Raw genomic sequence first — 15,086 nt, forward strand, 5'->3', positions numbered from 1 at the left:
CGAGCACGGGAACAGCGAGGTCACCAGGGGCCTGTGGGGACTTCTGTCGCCCACACGCTTTTGCCGATCGCTACGAATGCCCTACCGGCAGCGTAGGTCAGACATCTGATGAATGCAACCATAGACGTCTGACGATTTACGGAATCAGGCCGTCGTCGCGTCCGTGCTGGGGTAGCCCGGCGGCAGCGGCGATGGCCTCGACGGCTTCGTCCAGTCCGGTGGTCTCCGGTAGGACGAGTTCGTCGGGCCAGCCCAGGACGTCATGGGCGGCATACCACCCGCTCATGTGCTCGGCGGTGAACTCGGTGGCCTGTGGGCGGGTGAGGTGCCGGCGCAGCGTCTCGGCCAGGGACACGTCGAGATAGCCGAAAAGCGACCGGCCGCGGTGGCCGTCCCGCAGGGCGGTCAGCATGCTTCGGTAGCGGCTGGTGTGCATGATGCCCTCCAGCACGACGTGATAGCCGTGGTCCAGCGCGAACCGAACGGTCTGCGCGATCAACGCCGGTGCCGCGCCGCCGGGCCTGTCTCGCTCGCGCAGTAGGATGCGGCGCAGGTAGTCCTGCTCGACCAGGGCGCAGCCCCGGCCGTGCCGGCGTCGTAGCTCGCGGGCGATGCTGCTCTTGCCCGAGCCGGAGTTGCCCCGGATGCAGACGAGAATCGTGTCCGGGCTACCCGTGGGTTCAGCGACCACGATCCCTCCTCGGATTCACCGGCTTCCCAGACCATCGCCACCACCATCCACCGCAGCCAACTCCTCGACGAAGCGCTGCCCTACGCCGATCACGACTTCAGCGTCGATCTCGCGATCACTCCGGACGAGGTCGTCACGTGCTCGCCCGACCGGGAACGGCCACCGGGCATCATGAGGGAGAGACTTCGCCCCGATCAGCTCGACGGCATCCCGGCCCTGCGTCGGTTACAGGAACACCGTCTCTGAGCACGAAACGGCCCCGACCGGAGCACCGGCTCAAGGCCGTGCTCGTCGGCGGGTCGGCAGGGACTCGACGTCGGGCCGCTCCGGAGGGAGCGGCCCGACGTGCGGCGGTCAACCCACTCGGTCGGACCAGGCGGCATCGAGGATCACCTGGTACGCGCTGATCCGCACGGGCGACAGCGTCAGTCGCTCGTGGGCGAGCAGCTCACCCGTCCTCGGGTCGAAGATCAGGAGAGACTGCGCGTCGTGTTCGCGGTCGTCGAAGGTGACGGCGACCCCGCTCCGACCGGCGCGGTCCGTCACCCGTCCCCGCCACCGGAGGCCGGGCACCTCGGCGAGGACCCGCAGAATCGCCGCTCGAGTCGCTCGTGGGATGACGAACTGCGCGTAGAGATTGCTGGCTTCCTTGCTCGCGGCACCGGGCCCCTGTTCGACCTTGAGCAGCGCGCGGAGCGCCGACGGGTCGGCCGACGGTGGCGTGAGCTTCATGGGCGGCAGCGAAATCATGGCCGGCGTCGCCACCGCCGGGCGCGCGTCCAGCTTGCGTCGCCAGTAGTCACGGGACTCCTGGTCGGGATATTCCGGCTCCAACTGCGTGTTGAATTGGCTGCCGGTCCCGTCGGCGGCCTGCCAGACCTTCGTCTCGCCGGCGAAGGCCACCTGGTGACGGCCGTCGGCGGAGGTCATCACCGGATCACCCCACACCTTCGTGTGGTGGTACATGTAGCGCCCGCGCAGGTGGTCGTACTCCGCATCCTCGATCGTGCCCGCCAGCGCGCGCAGGTGCGGGCCGGCCTCCGGCGCGTCCGTGTCGAACTGGTACGAGACCGGCACGAGCACCGACCCCGCCGTGCGCCCGGCCCCGCCCGGACCGTCCGGTGCGGATCTGTCGAAGGGCTGGAGAACGGCCACGGCGCCGGCCACGGCCGCCAGCGCCCCCGCCGTCAGCACCAGCCGGCGGGTCGGGCGTGCGCGACGATGCGGGGCGATCGTCTCGGTGGTGCCGGCGCGGTCGATCAACTCGTTTGCCGCGATCAACGGTGGCGCGACGGTGACAGGCCGGGCCGGGTCGACCGGGCCGAGGAGGGCACGGGTGTGCTCTGCTCCGAACATCACAGTTCCTCTCGCTTGGTCGCCAACACGGAGCAGCGCCGGGACTGGGCAGGCCGGTCCGACATCGCTTCGGCGAGGCGCCGGCGGGCGCGATGCAGGCGCACCGCCGCGGTCGCCCGAGTGCAGCCAAGAACCTTTGCCGCCTCGGAAACCGTCAACTCCTCCCAGCCGATCAGCCGGAGGATTTCCTGGTCGAGTTCGCTGAGGACGGTCAATGCGACCCGCACGTCGGCGACCCCCACGGTGGTGTCGGCGCCCGCCGAGCTGGCAACCCGGGCCAGGTCGGCACCGGTGAGGGGCAGGACGTCGGGGGCACCACGCCGCGACCGCCAGTGGTTCGCCAGGATCCGCCGGGCCACCCCGTACAACCAGGGCAGGCTGCGGTCCGGCACCTCGTCGCGACGACGCCAGGCGACGACGAAGACTTCCTGGGCGAGCTCCGCCGATGCGTCGGAGTCCGCGAGTCGGCGCAGGCCATACCGCACGACGTTCGCGTACTCGGCGGCGTAGAGGCCGGTGAACCAGCCCTCGTCCCTCTTCTTCGGTGGACCCACCCGAACCCCCATTGCCTCGGCGACTCTCACCCTGGCTTGTGTCGCGACGAGCCTGATGATTACCGTCCGGCAGGGCCGTTCGGACTACCGCCCGCGTACGCGAAAAAGGCCCCGATCGGCACGGAGTGCCGGATCGGGGCCTTGCTCGTTGGTGCGCCGCCAGGGACTCGAACCCCGAACCCGCGGATTAAGAGGTTGATATTGGTCGACTCGCTAGTCCAACGGGGATCGTCCGGGCTGGTCCATCGCGCGCCGGCCCCGTCCATCGCGCCAGAGCACCCACGGAGCACCCCGTGAGACGCCGCGTGGATGATCAACCGCCAGCCGGCCATCGGGTGACGGTCGGCCCCGAACCAGGTTACGCAGAACCACTCACATGGACATGGTCCGCTCCGGTTCTCCGATCAGCCAGCGACGCATACTGAACGTCCTACAACGACGGTCGGTCGAGCCACGCCTAAGTGCATGGACGGCACCTAGAGTCCATGCACTCAGCCGCGACGCCCTGGGCCTGGCTCACGTACGAGTAGCGAACGGACCAGGCTGGCGTCTGTCCGGATCGGTAGCTCGTGTCCCACCGCGATCGGATCGTGGCCGACTCGGGCGTACAAACCGCACCCCGAGTCGGCGCAACGATCGGCAGCCCGTTACCGGCGATCGGGCTTGACATCCACCTCTGTTCTCTGTCAGGCGGGTACGAACTGCCACTGTTGGTTGGTGCCGCCGGTGGCGGTCCACTGCACGACCTGCGTCCCGTCGCTGGTCGCCGCGCCGTAGACGTCGGCCAGTAGTCCGCTGCTGCGGCTGACGATGGTGTAGTAGCCGTCACCGGTGGGGCGCAGGTACCACATCTGGTTGGTGCCGCCGTTGGCCGACCACTGCTGCAGTTGCAGGCCCTGGGTGCTGCTGCTGCCGTTGACGTCGAGCAGCTTTCCGGAGGCGGTGTAGCGCAGGGTGTAGGCGTCCTGTGTGGTGCTGATCGTCCAGGTGGGGGTGCCGCTCTGCTGGACCGCCTTGGCACCGTCGGCGGTGGAGTTGCCGGCGATGGCGAGGGGCTTTCCGCTGTTGCGGTTGACAATGCGGTAGGTGCCCGGTGCGGGTCCGGTCCCGCTGCCTCCACTCAGGGTGAAGTACTCGACTGCGTCGGTGAAGACGGGGCTGCCGGCTTTGGCGGTCGACAGCTGCAGGTACACGCGGCTGCCGGTGGCGGGGGTGGTGAAGGACACCGGCTGGGTGACCCGCGAGCCGAGCGGGATGGTCAGGTTGGTGCTGCCGGACGCGACGACCGTTCCGGTCGAGCTGTCGAGCCGCGCCGTCCAGGTGAAGCCCACCGAGGTGTCGACGAAGTCGTCGTTGAACACGGTGATGTTGCGGGTCACCGTGGCGTTGCGGGCATAGCTGGGCACTGCCTGCGGCAGCGGGAAACTGCCGTTCGAGTCCGAAGCGCCGGAGGCGGACCAGTACGGGAGGTCGACCGCGGCCACCGGGTTGAACGCCGCCTGCACGCGCTGGATCTGCGGGTTGCTCCACGGGTCGGGCAGGTTGTCGACGCCGTAGATGGGGTGACCGCCCTCCTCGGGGGTGAAGTCGGTGGTCCGCACGCCGGGCACGACGCTGGCCCAGGCGGACAGCAGCGTGTACGGGCGCAGGTCGGTGGCGCCCTTGCCGCGCTTGGCCAGGGTTGCCGTGGCGAACCACTCGAAGCCCTGCTTGTTGTTGCATGCCGGCCAGATGTACTCGCCCTCGCCGTCGGGCCGCCCATTCACGGTGATCAGGCCCTCCCCGTACCTGCCGAAGCCGTCGACGTAGTGCGGGATCACCGCGAAGTTGGCGTACGTCATCCCGGGATACAGGCTGACATTCCCGCCGACGCCCACCTCGACAATGATCGGCCGGGTGCCGTCGGCGCCGTTCATCGCCGCGTACAGGTCTTTCTCGAACTGTTCGGAATCCTGGCCGCTCTGGTTCGGCTCGTTGTTCTGACTCCAGCGGATGATCGCGGGGTGGTTGCGGTCGCGCAGGACCAGCGCACGGGCGTGGTTGATCATGTTGTCGCGCCCGACGGAGTTCTGCCACTCCTGGGAGGATTGGGAGCCGCGAATCGCGACCTCGTCGATGATCATCAGGCCCATCTCGTCGGCGACATCCAACATGTACGGGCTCCCGGGCTCCTGGTGGATGCGCACCACGTTGTAGTTCAGCCGCTGGTAGTTGTCCACCGCCTGCGGCCAGCCGCCGTTGCCGGACGACGGGGGCAGGAAGCCGGGCAGGGTGTGGTAAGCGTCGCCCTTGCCGCCGTTGTTGATCCGGTCATAGTCGGCACCCTGGAGGTTGTCGCCGCGGAAGTTCACGCGCACGCCGTTGAGGTAGTAGTAGTCACCGTTCTGGGTGGCCTCCCGGAACCCGAACCGGTACTCGGCGTCGCTCGTCCGGCCGTCGTCGGTGACGGCATGCACCGTCAGCCCGTGCAGCTGCGCCCGGTACCCCGACCGGTACGGCACGTTGGGCCACCAGTACGACGTGCTGTCGAGGTTCCACGCGACCGGCCCGACGGTCACGGTCACGGTCGAGCGGGCCGCCACGGTGACCGTACGGCTGGGCAGTGCCGGGTAGCTGAAAGCCGTTCCGTTCTTGGACGACAGCGACCCGGTCAACGTCACCGACCGGGAACTGCCCGACGTGTTCCGCACCGTCACGTCGTAGGTCAGCGTCCTGTTCGCCACCGACGTACGCACGAATGTGTCGCTGACGTACACCGCCGGGTACACCCGCAGGAACGCGGACCCGAAGATCCCCTGCGGTATCGCCTCGGACCACGTGGCGGCGTCGGGCACCAGGTACCGGCCGTTGGATGCCTTCAACGCGCCGCGGCCCTTCACGTTCACCGTGATCGTGTGGGTGGTGCCGGGCGCCGCGTATGCGCTGATGTCGAAGTTCGACGGGGTGAACGCCGTCGTCTGGGTGGCGACCACGCGGCCGTCGACCGACAGTGTCGCCTGGTGATTGACGGCGCCGAACTCGATCCAGGTCGACTGCGGCTGCCCCGAGTCCGGCACCGTGATGCTGCGCGAGTACACCGCCTCGTTCACGTCGGTGAAGCCCTGCTTGTACCAGCCGCCACCGGGCACCGCGATCGTGGTCGCCGCCCGGCCCGCGGGCGTGAAGCCCCAGGTCCCGCTCAGGTCGACCGAGGCGATCGCGGCGTTCCCGGCCGCCACACCGTCAACGCCGGCGGCCGCCACGGCCCCCATCGCGCCCGGCGCGGCCAGGGCCGGCCGGGGGTTCGCCAGGGGCAGGCCGCCCAGCGTCAGGGTCAGGCCGAGCGCGACGGTCGCGGCAAGCCCTCTGGCCGACGCCGACAATCGGCCATCCCAGTGGACGTTCGTACGATGCATGCCAACCTCCTGTGACTCGTCCGCCAGCTCCGCAACACCGGTTCAGGGCACAGCCTCAAGGCCGATACTCGAACCGATTCGACGAATCTGCCGACGTCGCCGACCACCCGGGAAGGGTGGTTACGGCCCGGGTACATAGATATGCATTAATGGGCGCGTCGAGCGTGAAGTCAAGGTTTCAAGACGGTTACTTCCTGCTCCTGACGCCGAGCAGGCTTCGAGTCGCCGCCGCTGAGTACGACCCTTCCGGAGCACTGGGGCATCGCGCTCAGGCGTTCCGCATCGCCGGCCCACCGACGCGGCGCCGATCGATTAGCGAACCGATTCGCCTCTGCGGCGCCCGGCCGCGTGACACGTCGAAGGCGTGGACAGCAACTGCGGTCCTCGGCGAAGTCGGCGGGCGGCCCGGCCTGACTTGTTCGGTTCGAAACTGGGGCTAGGGTTGGCGAGGAACGTGCTTCGCCAGCGTCACGGGCGGATTACGGGATCTTGATGGCGAGGTCTGACTGCGTAGACATGACAGCGCAATCATACAGGACTATGACCGGTCATGGGAGGTGCCGTGACGCGACTGGCGAGGCCAGGTGGAAGCCCTCCGACGCCGCGCAGCGTGGACGTCGCGCGGCTGGCCGGCGTCTCCCAGAAGACGGTGTCCAGGGTCCTCAACGACGAGCCGTATGTCTCGGCCGACGTGCGCCGGCGGGTCCTGGACGCCGCCGAGGAGCTCGGCTACCGGCGCAACCAGGCGGCCCGGGCGCTGGCCTCCGGGCGGACCCGGTCGATCGGCGTGGTGACGCTCGGCAGCGCCTTGTACGGGCCGGCGTCGTGGCTCATCGGCATCGAGCGGGCGGTCCGGGAGGTGGGCTACACGCTGCGGGTGGCCACTACGATCGAGGGCGACCCGGGCGGCATCGCGAGCGCCCTGGCATCGCTGCTGGACCAGGGCGTGGACGGCGTCGTTATCTCCGAGCCGATCGACGAGGGCGTCGGCCTCATCAGCGTCGACGTGCCGGTCCTGGTGCTCGGCGCGCCGCCCACCTTCGCCGCGCCGCAAGTGGTGACCGCCAGGGTCGGCGCGGGCCGGCTCGCGCGGGCCGTGACCGAGCACCTGCTGGAGTTGGGGCACGCGACCGTCCATCACCTGGCCGGCCCGCAGCGGTGGTACTCGGCACGGGACCGTCTCGCCGGCTGGCGCGAGGCGCTGCGAGCCCACGGCGCGGACGAGCCGCCGGTCGTCGAGGGCGACTGGTCGGCCGCGTCCGGCTACACGGCGGGCCGGGAACTGGCCGGCGACGGCACCGTGACCGCGGTGTTCGCCGCGAACGACGACATGGCGATCGGTCTCATCCGCGCGCAGCTCGAGGTCGGGCGCCGGGTGCCCGAGGACATCAGCGTCGTCGGGTTCGACGACATCCCGGTCGCCGCCTACGTCACTCCCCCGCTCACCACCGTGCGGCAGCCGTTCGACGCGGTCGCGCGGCAGGGCCTCGCGCTGCTGGTACAGGTCATCGAGAAGCCGGACGTCGAGCTTCCACCGGCAGCCGACCAACCGGTCGAGCTCGTCGTCCGCGCCTCGACGGCGCCACCACCGCTCCGGCCGATCCCGGGACGCGGCCGCCGAGCGACCCCCCACGCCCACGGTGGCCCGCACGGCCAGCCCGCCGGCAGCGAAGTCCCATCCACCCAGCCCTGATCAGCGTCGATCCGTCCACCTACGGCGGCACGTCACCCGAGGCCCGCACCGGCCGTCGCTGACGAGCGGCGGTAGCACCCGCGCGGACGCGCACCTCTCTCGACACCCCTCCTGTCCCAGCACTCCGTTGCCCGGCGCGCCGGTCCCCCTGCCCTTTTGATGGGAGTTCACCATGGCCACATCGCCCCCAAGAGGTCCTCGCGCCTGGCAGCCGCCATGGTGTCCGCCGGTGGGCTTCCAGGACATGCCGAGTGTGGGTGCGGCGTCGTGAAGTCCGCTGAGTTGCATCATCCGCTCGGGGGCAGGCTGACCAGTCGGGTTCGGGGTCGTAGTGGGAGTCGACACCGAAGGAGTTCCAGTCGGCGGTCAGAAGGGTGACGGTGTCGTCGAGCTGTTTGCCGGGGTTCCGTGGTCCGAGGCAGGTGACCGCGACCGTGAGCGGGCAGTCCGCGCCGATGTCGAGTCGGACGATGCCCAGTCCAACTTCTTCTGGGACAAGCTGATCGATGCTCGCCTATTTGCAATGTGTTCTGGCCCAGCCACCTGCACGTTCGCGATGGGGCCAGCTGGCCTGCCCAATCTGCCGACACCGCGCCCCGGAGCACGGCGGCAAGCCGACCACGCCGTAGGCGCGTCCACGCACCGAGGAGCGGCAGCATGGTTCGGCCTGGGCAGCCGCTTGCCTCACCCAGGCAAGCTGCCGGTACCGCGTCCGGACCCATCGATGACTGTGGGGCGAAGAGAAGTTGTAATCCCGGCCCGGCGGGGTGGCGGCCGAAGGAACTGGCCGCCACCCCGCCTCACCGCCGTGCCATGGTGGTACGGGGTTGTCGGACTGTCAGCTGCGGGTAGCCCATTTCTGGTTGCCGCCTCCGTTGCACGCCCACAGGTTGAGTTGCGTCCCGTTGGCGGTGCCGGCGCCGACGGCGTCCAGACAGAGTCCCGACTGGACGGAGGTGATGGTCCCGTTGTTGTTCAGGTTCCACTGCTGGTTCGCACCGCCGTGACAGTCCCAGATGTGGACGACGGTGCCGTTGCTGGTGCCCGACCCGCTGGCGTCCAGGCACTTGTTGCCGTAGACGGTCAGGGTGCGGTTGGCGGTGTGGGTCCAGCGCTGGTTGTTGTTGCCGTGGCAGTCCCACAGCTGCACCCGGGTGCCGTTGCTCGTGCTGGAGTTGGCGACGTCGATGCAACGGCTCGACTGCCGGTGCCACCCAACCAGTGGAACCCGAAGGCCAGCCGGTGCGGGTAGGTGTTGTTGTAGCTGTCGGGAAGTCGAAGGATGAAGCTGCGGCTCTTGCCGCCGCTCTGGATGGTGTGAGTGCCGCTGTTCAGCCCCGGGGCCTTGCCGCAGCCGGCGGTGGTGGCCGCGGCGGCCGGTGTCGCGTTCGTGACGACGTACGCGCCGACCGTGGCCAGGACCATGGCGGCCAGGATCGCCCCTCGGCTCGCATTTCGCTGAAGACCTGGGGATTGGCCTGCGGCGGGTCGGGAACGGAAGCCGGCTGACGTTCGGCCGAGACGGAGAAAAGCGGCTCAGCGCCTGGATGGCCGACCACGCCCGAGTCGTGTGGACCCCGGCAGAGCAGCCATGGGCACTCGAAGAAGAGTTGATCCGATCACATGTACTGCCGCTGAACCTGGACCAGAATCGGGATGGCTCTTTCCACAGCCAGCTTTCCGCACTCCGCGGCGCCCAGCGCGCTCAAGCTCGGCTGTCACCCGTAGAACGGCAACCCTGATCAACGGGCACTTCGTTGGGAACGCCAGTACGGCGCACCTTGGCCTGGCGTCCGCCGTCTCCCCGTGCCGCTGAGCACGACCGCCATGCCGACCACCGTGGGCCGCTTCGCCAAGGAGATACGGCGTATCGATGAACTTGAGCCAGGCCAGGGCCGGGCGGCACATCGCCGTCCGACGCGACGGCCACCCTCGGGCCTTCCTTCCGATACAAGTTCGAACTCGACCCAAGCACGGGCGGCCAGCCTGCCCTACACCGCGAGCAGGGCCTCCTCGTTGGAGAGGATGAACTCTTTCAGCGCATCTGGCTTGAAATCCACCGCAGGCGCACCCACCGAGACACCGAACCACGAACAGAAATGCAAAAAGGCTCTGACCCAGGGTGAAACCCCAGGTCAGAGCCCTTTTGGTGGTGCGCCGCCAGGGACTCGAACCCCGAACCCGCGGATTAAGAGTCCGCTGCTCTGCCAGTTGAGCTAGCGGCGCTCGCTGACAACGGGAAGTACCTTAGCATGCCCGCTGAGGCGGGTTCCAATCCGATACCGGGCTCCCCCCTTCGGTCGAGCTTAACCGGCAAAAGCACCTAAAACAGCTGGCGGCGCCGATCCGGGGGCCGGGTGCTTGGCGTCGATGGGGCACGATGTCCGCCAGGCACGCTACGACAGGGGTGGGCATGGGCAGGTTCGCGCGGGCCGGGGCGATGGTGGGCGTCCTGGTCCTCACGGCGTCGCTGGCACTGACCGGGTGCGGCGGCGACGAGGAGAAGCCGGCCTTCGTGCCCGGCCAGCAGGAGGTCGGTGGCGTCTCGTCCACCGCGCCGGATCCGAGCGTCTCGCCGAGCGACGCGGCCTCCGCCGCGCCGCCGCTGGCGGTGGCTCCGGCCGACGGGGCGACCGGCCGGCCGGCGAGCACCGAGATCAGCGCGCGGATCCCGGGCGGTGGCACGGTGTCGAAGGTGGTGCTCACCACCGCCGCCGGCGCCGCCGTCAGCGGGCGGATGCGGCGCGACGGCACCGGCTGGGTGCCGTCGGCCCCGCTGAAGTACGGCACGAAGTACACCGCCACGGTCACCGGGACCGGCAAGGACGGCGCCACCCACCAGGGCACCAGCACCTTCACCACGATGGCCAAGCCGAAGTCGATGATCGGCTCCGGGCTCTACCTGTTCAGCGGCAAGACGTACGGCGTGGCCATGCCCGTGGTCGCGGAGTTCTCGCCCGGCATCCCGAAGAAGGACCGGGCCGCGGTGCAGAAGCGGATGTTCGTGCAGACCGACCCGCCGCAGCCCGGCGCGTGGCACTGGCTCTACAACGGCACGCAGGCCTACTACCGGGCCCCGGAATACTGGAAGACCGGCACCACGATCACGGTCTGGCTGGCGCTGGCCGGGATCCCGCTCAGCAACGGCCGCTACGGCAACGTCGACCGGAGCGCCACCGCGAAGATCGGCCGGGCGTTCGAGATGACGGTGGACAACGCGACCAAGCGGATGACCGTCTCGGAGAACGGCGCGGTGATCCGCACCCTGCCGGTGAGCCTGGGCAAGAAGAGCACCCCCTCCTCCAGCGGCACCATGGTGGTGATGGAGAAGAAGGAGTCCACGGTCTTCGACACCCGCGACGAGCCGGACCCGGACAACCAGTACGTGACGAAGATCGACTTTGCCCAGCGGATCACCTGGGGCGGCGAGTACATCCACGCGGCCCCCTGGTCCGAGGGGGTGCAGGGCCGCCGCAACGTCTCGCACGGCTGCGTCAACGTGTCGATGGCCGAGGGCCGGTGGCTGTTCGGCAAGACGCTTGTCGGCGACCCGATCACGGTGAAGGGCACCGAGCGGCCGGTGGTGCCGGGCAACGGCTGGACGGCGTGGAGCATGAGCTGGTCGCAGTTCACCGCCGGCAGCGCCCTGCCGGTGCCGAAGGGCGGGCAGGGCTCGCCGTTCTGACCGGCGTAACGTGGTCGGACGCGCTTCCTCCGGCAGCCGCCGGGAGTCGTCCCCACCACGAAGCGCCGGGCGACAACAGAATCGTTACATCGTCACCGGGGTGTTCCGGTTCACTCCCGGCAACGGGTTGCCGGCCCGGCGCGTCTCACCAGAGACGATGGGGACCGGGCATGACACTTGTGAGGGAATCATGCGAGCTGGCCAGGACGAACTGATCCGCGGCGGGAGCGCCCGCCGCGGCGGGCGCCGCGCTCTCGCCGCGGCGGTGCTCGCCGCCGCCATGGCTCTGACGTCCGCCTGCACCGGCGGTGGCGACGGAAAGCCGTCGAGCTGGCAGGGCGGCGGAGACGGCGGCGAGAAGGCCCCGAAGGCGGCGGCCACCATCAGCGAGCCGGCCGCGGACGCCAAGGACGTGCCGGCGACCACCGCCATCACCTTCAGCACGACCGAGGCGCAGCAGACCGCCGTCGAGCTGAAGGACTCCGCCGGCAAGGCCGTCGAGGGCACGCTCGCCGCCGACGGGAAGAGCTGGCAGCCGGCCGGTGCCCTGGCCTACGCCCAGACCTACACGGCGACCGTGACCGCCACCGGCGACGACGGCAAGCCGGCCACCGCCACCAGCACGTTCACCACCATGGCGAAGCCGGCCAAGCAGGTGCGGGTGACCAGCTTCCTCGGCGACAACCAGGTCGTCGGCGTGGGCATGCCGCTGATCGTGAAGTTCGGCCGGGCCATCCCACCGGACTACCGCGACGACATGCAGCGCCGGATGACGGTGACCGCCACGCCGGCTCAGGAGGGCATCTGGCGCTGGATCAGCCCGACCGAGGTGCACTACCGGCCGAAGACGTTCTGGAAGGCCAACAGCACCGTCTCCTACCGGGTGCAGGCGGCCGGGCTGCCGCTCGGCGACGGCTGGTACGGCCGCTCCGACCTGACCGTCGACGTCAAGATCGGCCCGTCGTTCGTGATGACCGTGGACAACCGCACCAAGCGGATGACGGTCACCAAGGACGGCAAGGCGGTCAAGACGATCCTGGTGAGCCTCGGCAAGAAGAGCACCCCCTCGTCCAGCGGCACCATGGTGGTGATCGAGAAGCTCCGGCACACCGTCTTCGACACGATGGAGGAGCTGGGCCCGGAGGAGGGCTACCGCACCGAGATCGACTATGCCCAGCGGCTCACCTGGGGCGGCGAGTTCATCCACGCGGCGCCGTGGTCCGAGGGCGTGCAGGGCCGCTCGAACGTCTCGCACGGCTGCGTCAACGTCTCGATGAAGGACGGCAACTGGCTGTTCGCCAACACCCGCCTGGGCGACCCGATCACGGTCAAGGGCACCGAGCGCAAGCTGCAGAACGGCAACGGCTGGACCGACTGGAACATGAGCTGGGACGAGTACGTCAAGGGCAGCGCCCTGCCGTACGAGCCGCCGGCCGCGCCCGGCGACGAGGCCGGCCCGGTGGACGGGACGCCCAGCCCCGAGCCGACCGCCTGATCGACCCCGCAACACGACGAAGCCCTCTCCCGGAGGAGAGGGCTTCGTCGTTGGGGTGACTGATGGGAATTGAACCCACGACAACCGGGACCACAACCCGGTGCTCTGCCAACTGAGCTACAGCCACCATGCTCGCCACTCCGGTCGACCCGGGCGGTGCGCGGACCAATAATAGCCCCACCCCGGCCGGCCCCGTCCACCGGGTTCCGGCCCGGCGTCAGAGCTGCGCGGCGATCCCCTTCGCGGTCTCCACGTCCGGCCCGGGCAGCGGCACGAACAGGGTCCGCCGGTAGTACTCCAACTCCCGGATGCTCTCCCGGATGTCGGCCAACGCCCGGTGGGCCAGGCCCTTCTGCGGCTGGCCGAAATACACCCGCGGGTACCAGCGCCGGCACAGCTCCTTGATCGAGGAGACGTCGATCATCCGGTAGTGCAGGTGGGCGTCGAGCCGGGTCATGTCGCGGGCCAGGAAGCCCCGGTCGGTGGCGATCGAGTTGCCGCACAGCGGCGCGGTGCGCGGATCCTTCACGTGCGCGGTCACGTAGTCGAGCACCATGTCCTCGGCCTCGGCCAGGGTGACCGTGGAGCGGCGTACCTCCTCGGTCAGGCCGGACTTGGCGTGCATGGTGCGCACGATCTCCGGCATGCCGTCCAGCGCCGCGTCGTCGGCGTGGATCACCACGTCCACGCCTTCCCCGAGCACGTTCAGGTCGGGGTCGGTGACGAGCGCGGCGACCTCGATCAGGGCGTCCCGACGCAGGTCCAGCCCGGTCATCTCACAATCGATCCAGACGAGAAGATCAGCCACCGGAACAGACTACGCGCCGCCGATGCGCCCGCGCCTCGGCACGGTCGGCCAGGTGGACCGCTAGGGTTTCCCCGTGCCAGCCGAACCCGTCGCCCCACCCGCCGTCGCCCAGGACGACGCGGGCGGGCGTACGGCCCGGCGGGTGGTCACGGTGCTGGCGCTGGCCGCCCTGCTGCCGGCGCTCTACCTGCCCGCGCTGCGGCACGACTACTACGACCTGAAGATCTACATGCGGGCGATGGACTGGTGGGCGGCCGGTCAACCGCTCTACGACTACGTCCAGCCGGACCGGGTGCAGGGCGCGCTCTACTTCACCTATCCCCCGTTCGCGGCGCTGCTGCTGCGGCCGTTCGCGTGGCTGCCGCTCGGGGTCGCCATCGCCGCCTTCGTGGTGCTGACGCTGGCCGGCGTGGTGGTGACCACCCGCTGGCTGGTGCTGCCGGTGCTGCGGCGGCACCACCTGCCCCGCGGTTTCGGCCTGACGGTGGCCGTGCTGCTGGTGCTGGCGGTGGAGAGCACCCGGGAGACGATCACGCTCGGCCAGATCAACATGCTGTTGGTGGTGCTGATCCTGGCCGACCTGCTGTTCGCCGTACCCCAGGGGCGACGGTGGGCCGGCGTGGGCGTGGGGTTGGCGGCGGCGCTCAAGCTCTTCCCCGGCATCTTCGTGCTCTACCTGCTGGCCGCCCGGCGGTGGCGGGCGGCGGCGGTGGCGGCGGCGACCGCGGCGGTGGCCACGCTGGTGGCGGCGGCGGTGGCACCGGGCGACTCGTGGCGGTTCTGGACCCACGAGCTGTGGGCCACCGACCGGGTGGGTCGCACCGACTACACCGGCAACCAGTCGTTGTTCGGCCTGCTCAGCCGGATGACCGCGCCGGCGGAGCCGGGTCGGCTGCCGTGGCTGCTGCTGGCGCTGCTGATCGCCGGGCTCGGGCTGTGGCGGGCGGCGCGCGCGGCGCGGGCCGGGGACGCGCTGGCCGGCCTCACCCTGACCGGCCTGGTGGGTGGCCTGATCTCCCCGATCACCTGGACGCACCACCTCTACTGGTTCATCCCGGCGGTGGTGGTGCTTGTGGACGCGGCGCTGGGCGCCGACCGCACGACCGTGACCGGCGTCCGGCGGCGCCGCGGCCTGCTCGCGCTGGCGGTGGGCACGGGCGTGGTGATCGTGTACGGGGTGGTGACGTTCCAGGACTGGGGCGCCGGCACGGTGCACACCGACGATCCGGTCGACTTCGTCGTCCGCAACGCGTACGTGCTGCTCAGCCTGCTGCTGCTGGCCGTGTTGCCGATCCGCCGCCAGTCGGCGGTGTGCGTTGAACGGACAGATCTCGCGAATGATGCCGTTCGGCGGTAAACTGGTCCCAACTACCTCAGTTCTCACCCAGGTAGCACCGAATAACCCCCGG

General features: G+C 69.7%; 11 protein-coding genes and 2 tRNA genes. 5 read left to right on the forward strand and 8 right to left on the reverse strand.

Annotated elements, in window-relative coordinates; translation table 11 throughout:
• Positions 1–136 precede the first annotated feature (136 nt).
• The 4 genes from ACGFI2_RS01910 to ACGFI2_RS01925 all read right to left on the reverse strand — a co-directional run bounded on the left by ACGFI2_RS01910 (position 137) and on the right by ACGFI2_RS01925 (position 5,996).
• Positions 137–691: a kinase gene (locus tag ACGFI2_RS01910; RefSeq protein ID WP_393509055.1), complete on the reverse strand. Its 555-nt coding sequence runs from the start codon at positions 689–691 to the stop codon at positions 137–139.
• A gap of 354 nt (positions 692–1,045) precedes the next feature.
• Positions 1,046–2,047, reverse strand: a complete 1,002-nt coding sequence (locus tag ACGFI2_RS01915) for a CU044_5270 family protein (protein WP_393509058.1) — start codon at positions 2,045–2,047, stop codon at positions 1,046–1,048.
• Positions 2,047–2,601 (reverse strand): RNA polymerase sigma factor, encoded by a 555-nt coding sequence (locus ACGFI2_RS01920; protein ID WP_393509061.1) that lies wholly within the window; start codon positions 2,599–2,601, stop codon positions 2,047–2,049. The genes ACGFI2_RS01915 and ACGFI2_RS01920 overlap by 1 nt, the downstream gene beginning before the upstream one ends.
• A 686-nt stretch (positions 2,602–3,287) precedes the next feature.
• On the reverse strand, positions 3,288–5,996 hold the full coding sequence (locus ACGFI2_RS01925) for an RICIN domain-containing protein (RefSeq protein ID WP_393509063.1): 2,709 nt from the start codon (positions 5,994–5,996) through the stop codon (positions 3,288–3,290).
• 610 nt (positions 5,997–6,606) lie between these two features.
• On the opposite strand from ACGFI2_RS01925, the gene ACGFI2_RS01930 reads away from it, so the two are divergent.
• Positions 6,607–7,689: a LacI family DNA-binding transcriptional regulator gene (locus ACGFI2_RS01930; protein ID WP_393509066.1), complete on the forward strand. Its 1,083-nt coding sequence runs from the start codon at positions 6,607–6,609 to the stop codon at positions 7,687–7,689.
• A gap of 838 nt (positions 7,690–8,527) precedes the next feature.
• Here the strand turns inward: ACGFI2_RS01930 and ACGFI2_RS01935 are convergent.
• Positions 8,528–8,839 carry an RICIN domain-containing protein gene (locus tag ACGFI2_RS01935; protein WP_393509068.1) on the reverse strand — a complete coding sequence of 104 codons (312 nt, stop codon included), beginning with the start codon at positions 8,837–8,839 and terminating at the stop codon, positions 8,528–8,530.
• 328 nt (positions 8,840–9,167) lie between these two features.
• Between ACGFI2_RS01935 and ACGFI2_RS01940 the strand changes: the two genes are divergently transcribed.
• Positions 9,168–9,431 (forward strand): GIY-YIG nuclease family protein, encoded by a 264-nt coding sequence (locus ACGFI2_RS01940; RefSeq protein ID WP_393510054.1) that lies wholly within the window; start codon positions 9,168–9,170, stop codon positions 9,429–9,431.
• 408 nt (positions 9,432–9,839) lie between these two features.
• Here the strand turns inward: ACGFI2_RS01940 and ACGFI2_RS01945 are convergent.
• Positions 9,840–9,915: transfer RNA gene (locus ACGFI2_RS01945), tRNA-Lys, on the reverse strand.
• Positions 9,916–10,102: 187 nt separating this feature from the next.
• Here ACGFI2_RS01945 and ACGFI2_RS01950 point away from each other — a divergent pair.
• Complete coding sequence (locus ACGFI2_RS01950) at positions 10,103–11,374, forward strand: Ig-like domain-containing protein (protein WP_393509071.1); 1,272 nt, start codon at positions 10,103–10,105, stop codon at positions 11,372–11,374.
• 190 nt (positions 11,375–11,564) lie between these two features.
• Positions 11,565–12,869, forward strand: coding sequence for an Ig-like domain-containing protein (locus ACGFI2_RS01955; protein ID WP_393509074.1), 1,305 nt, complete (start codon positions 11,565–11,567; stop codon positions 12,867–12,869).
• A 51-nt stretch (positions 12,870–12,920) separates the two neighbouring features.
• On the opposite strand, the gene ACGFI2_RS01960 is transcribed toward ACGFI2_RS01955, so the two are convergent.
• A tRNA-His gene (locus ACGFI2_RS01960) sits at positions 12,921–12,996 on the reverse strand.
• A 90-nt stretch (positions 12,997–13,086) separates the two neighbouring features.
• Positions 13,087–13,677 carry an oligoribonuclease gene (orn, locus tag ACGFI2_RS01965; RefSeq protein WP_393509077.1) on the reverse strand — a complete coding sequence of 197 codons (591 nt, stop codon included), beginning with the start codon at positions 13,675–13,677 and terminating at the stop codon, positions 13,087–13,089.
• A 73-nt stretch (positions 13,678–13,750) separates the two neighbouring features.
• On the opposite strand from orn, the gene ACGFI2_RS01970 reads away from it, so the two are divergent.
• Positions 13,751–15,034, forward strand: coding sequence for a glycosyltransferase family 87 protein (locus ACGFI2_RS01970; protein WP_393509080.1), 1,284 nt, complete (start codon positions 13,751–13,753; stop codon positions 15,032–15,034).
• The last annotated feature ends 52 nt before the right edge of the window (positions 15,035–15,086 follow it).

The organism is Micromonospora sp. NPDC049282 (assembly GCF_043197045.1).
Taxonomy (GTDB): domain Bacteria; phylum Actinomycetota; class Actinomycetes; order Mycobacteriales; family Micromonosporaceae; genus Micromonospora.

What these genes read in the sequence shown, in the direction of transcription:
- ACGFI2_RS01915 (WP_393509058.1), bottom strand. Translation starts at nt 2,047, where the DNA reads ATGTTCGGAGCAGAGCACACCCGTGCCCTCCTCGGCCCGGTCGACCCG.
- ACGFI2_RS01925 (WP_393509063.1), bottom strand. Translation starts at nt 5,996, where the DNA reads ATGCATCGTACGAACGTCCACTGGGATGGCCGATTGTCGGCGTCGGCC.
- ACGFI2_RS01950 (WP_393509071.1), top strand. Translation starts at nt 10,103, where the DNA reads ATGGGCAGGTTCGCGCGGGCCGGGGCGATGGTGGGCGTCCTGGTCCTC.
- ACGFI2_RS01955 (WP_393509074.1), top strand. Translation starts at nt 11,565, where the DNA reads ATGCGAGCTGGCCAGGACGAACTGATCCGCGGCGGGAGCGCCCGCCGC.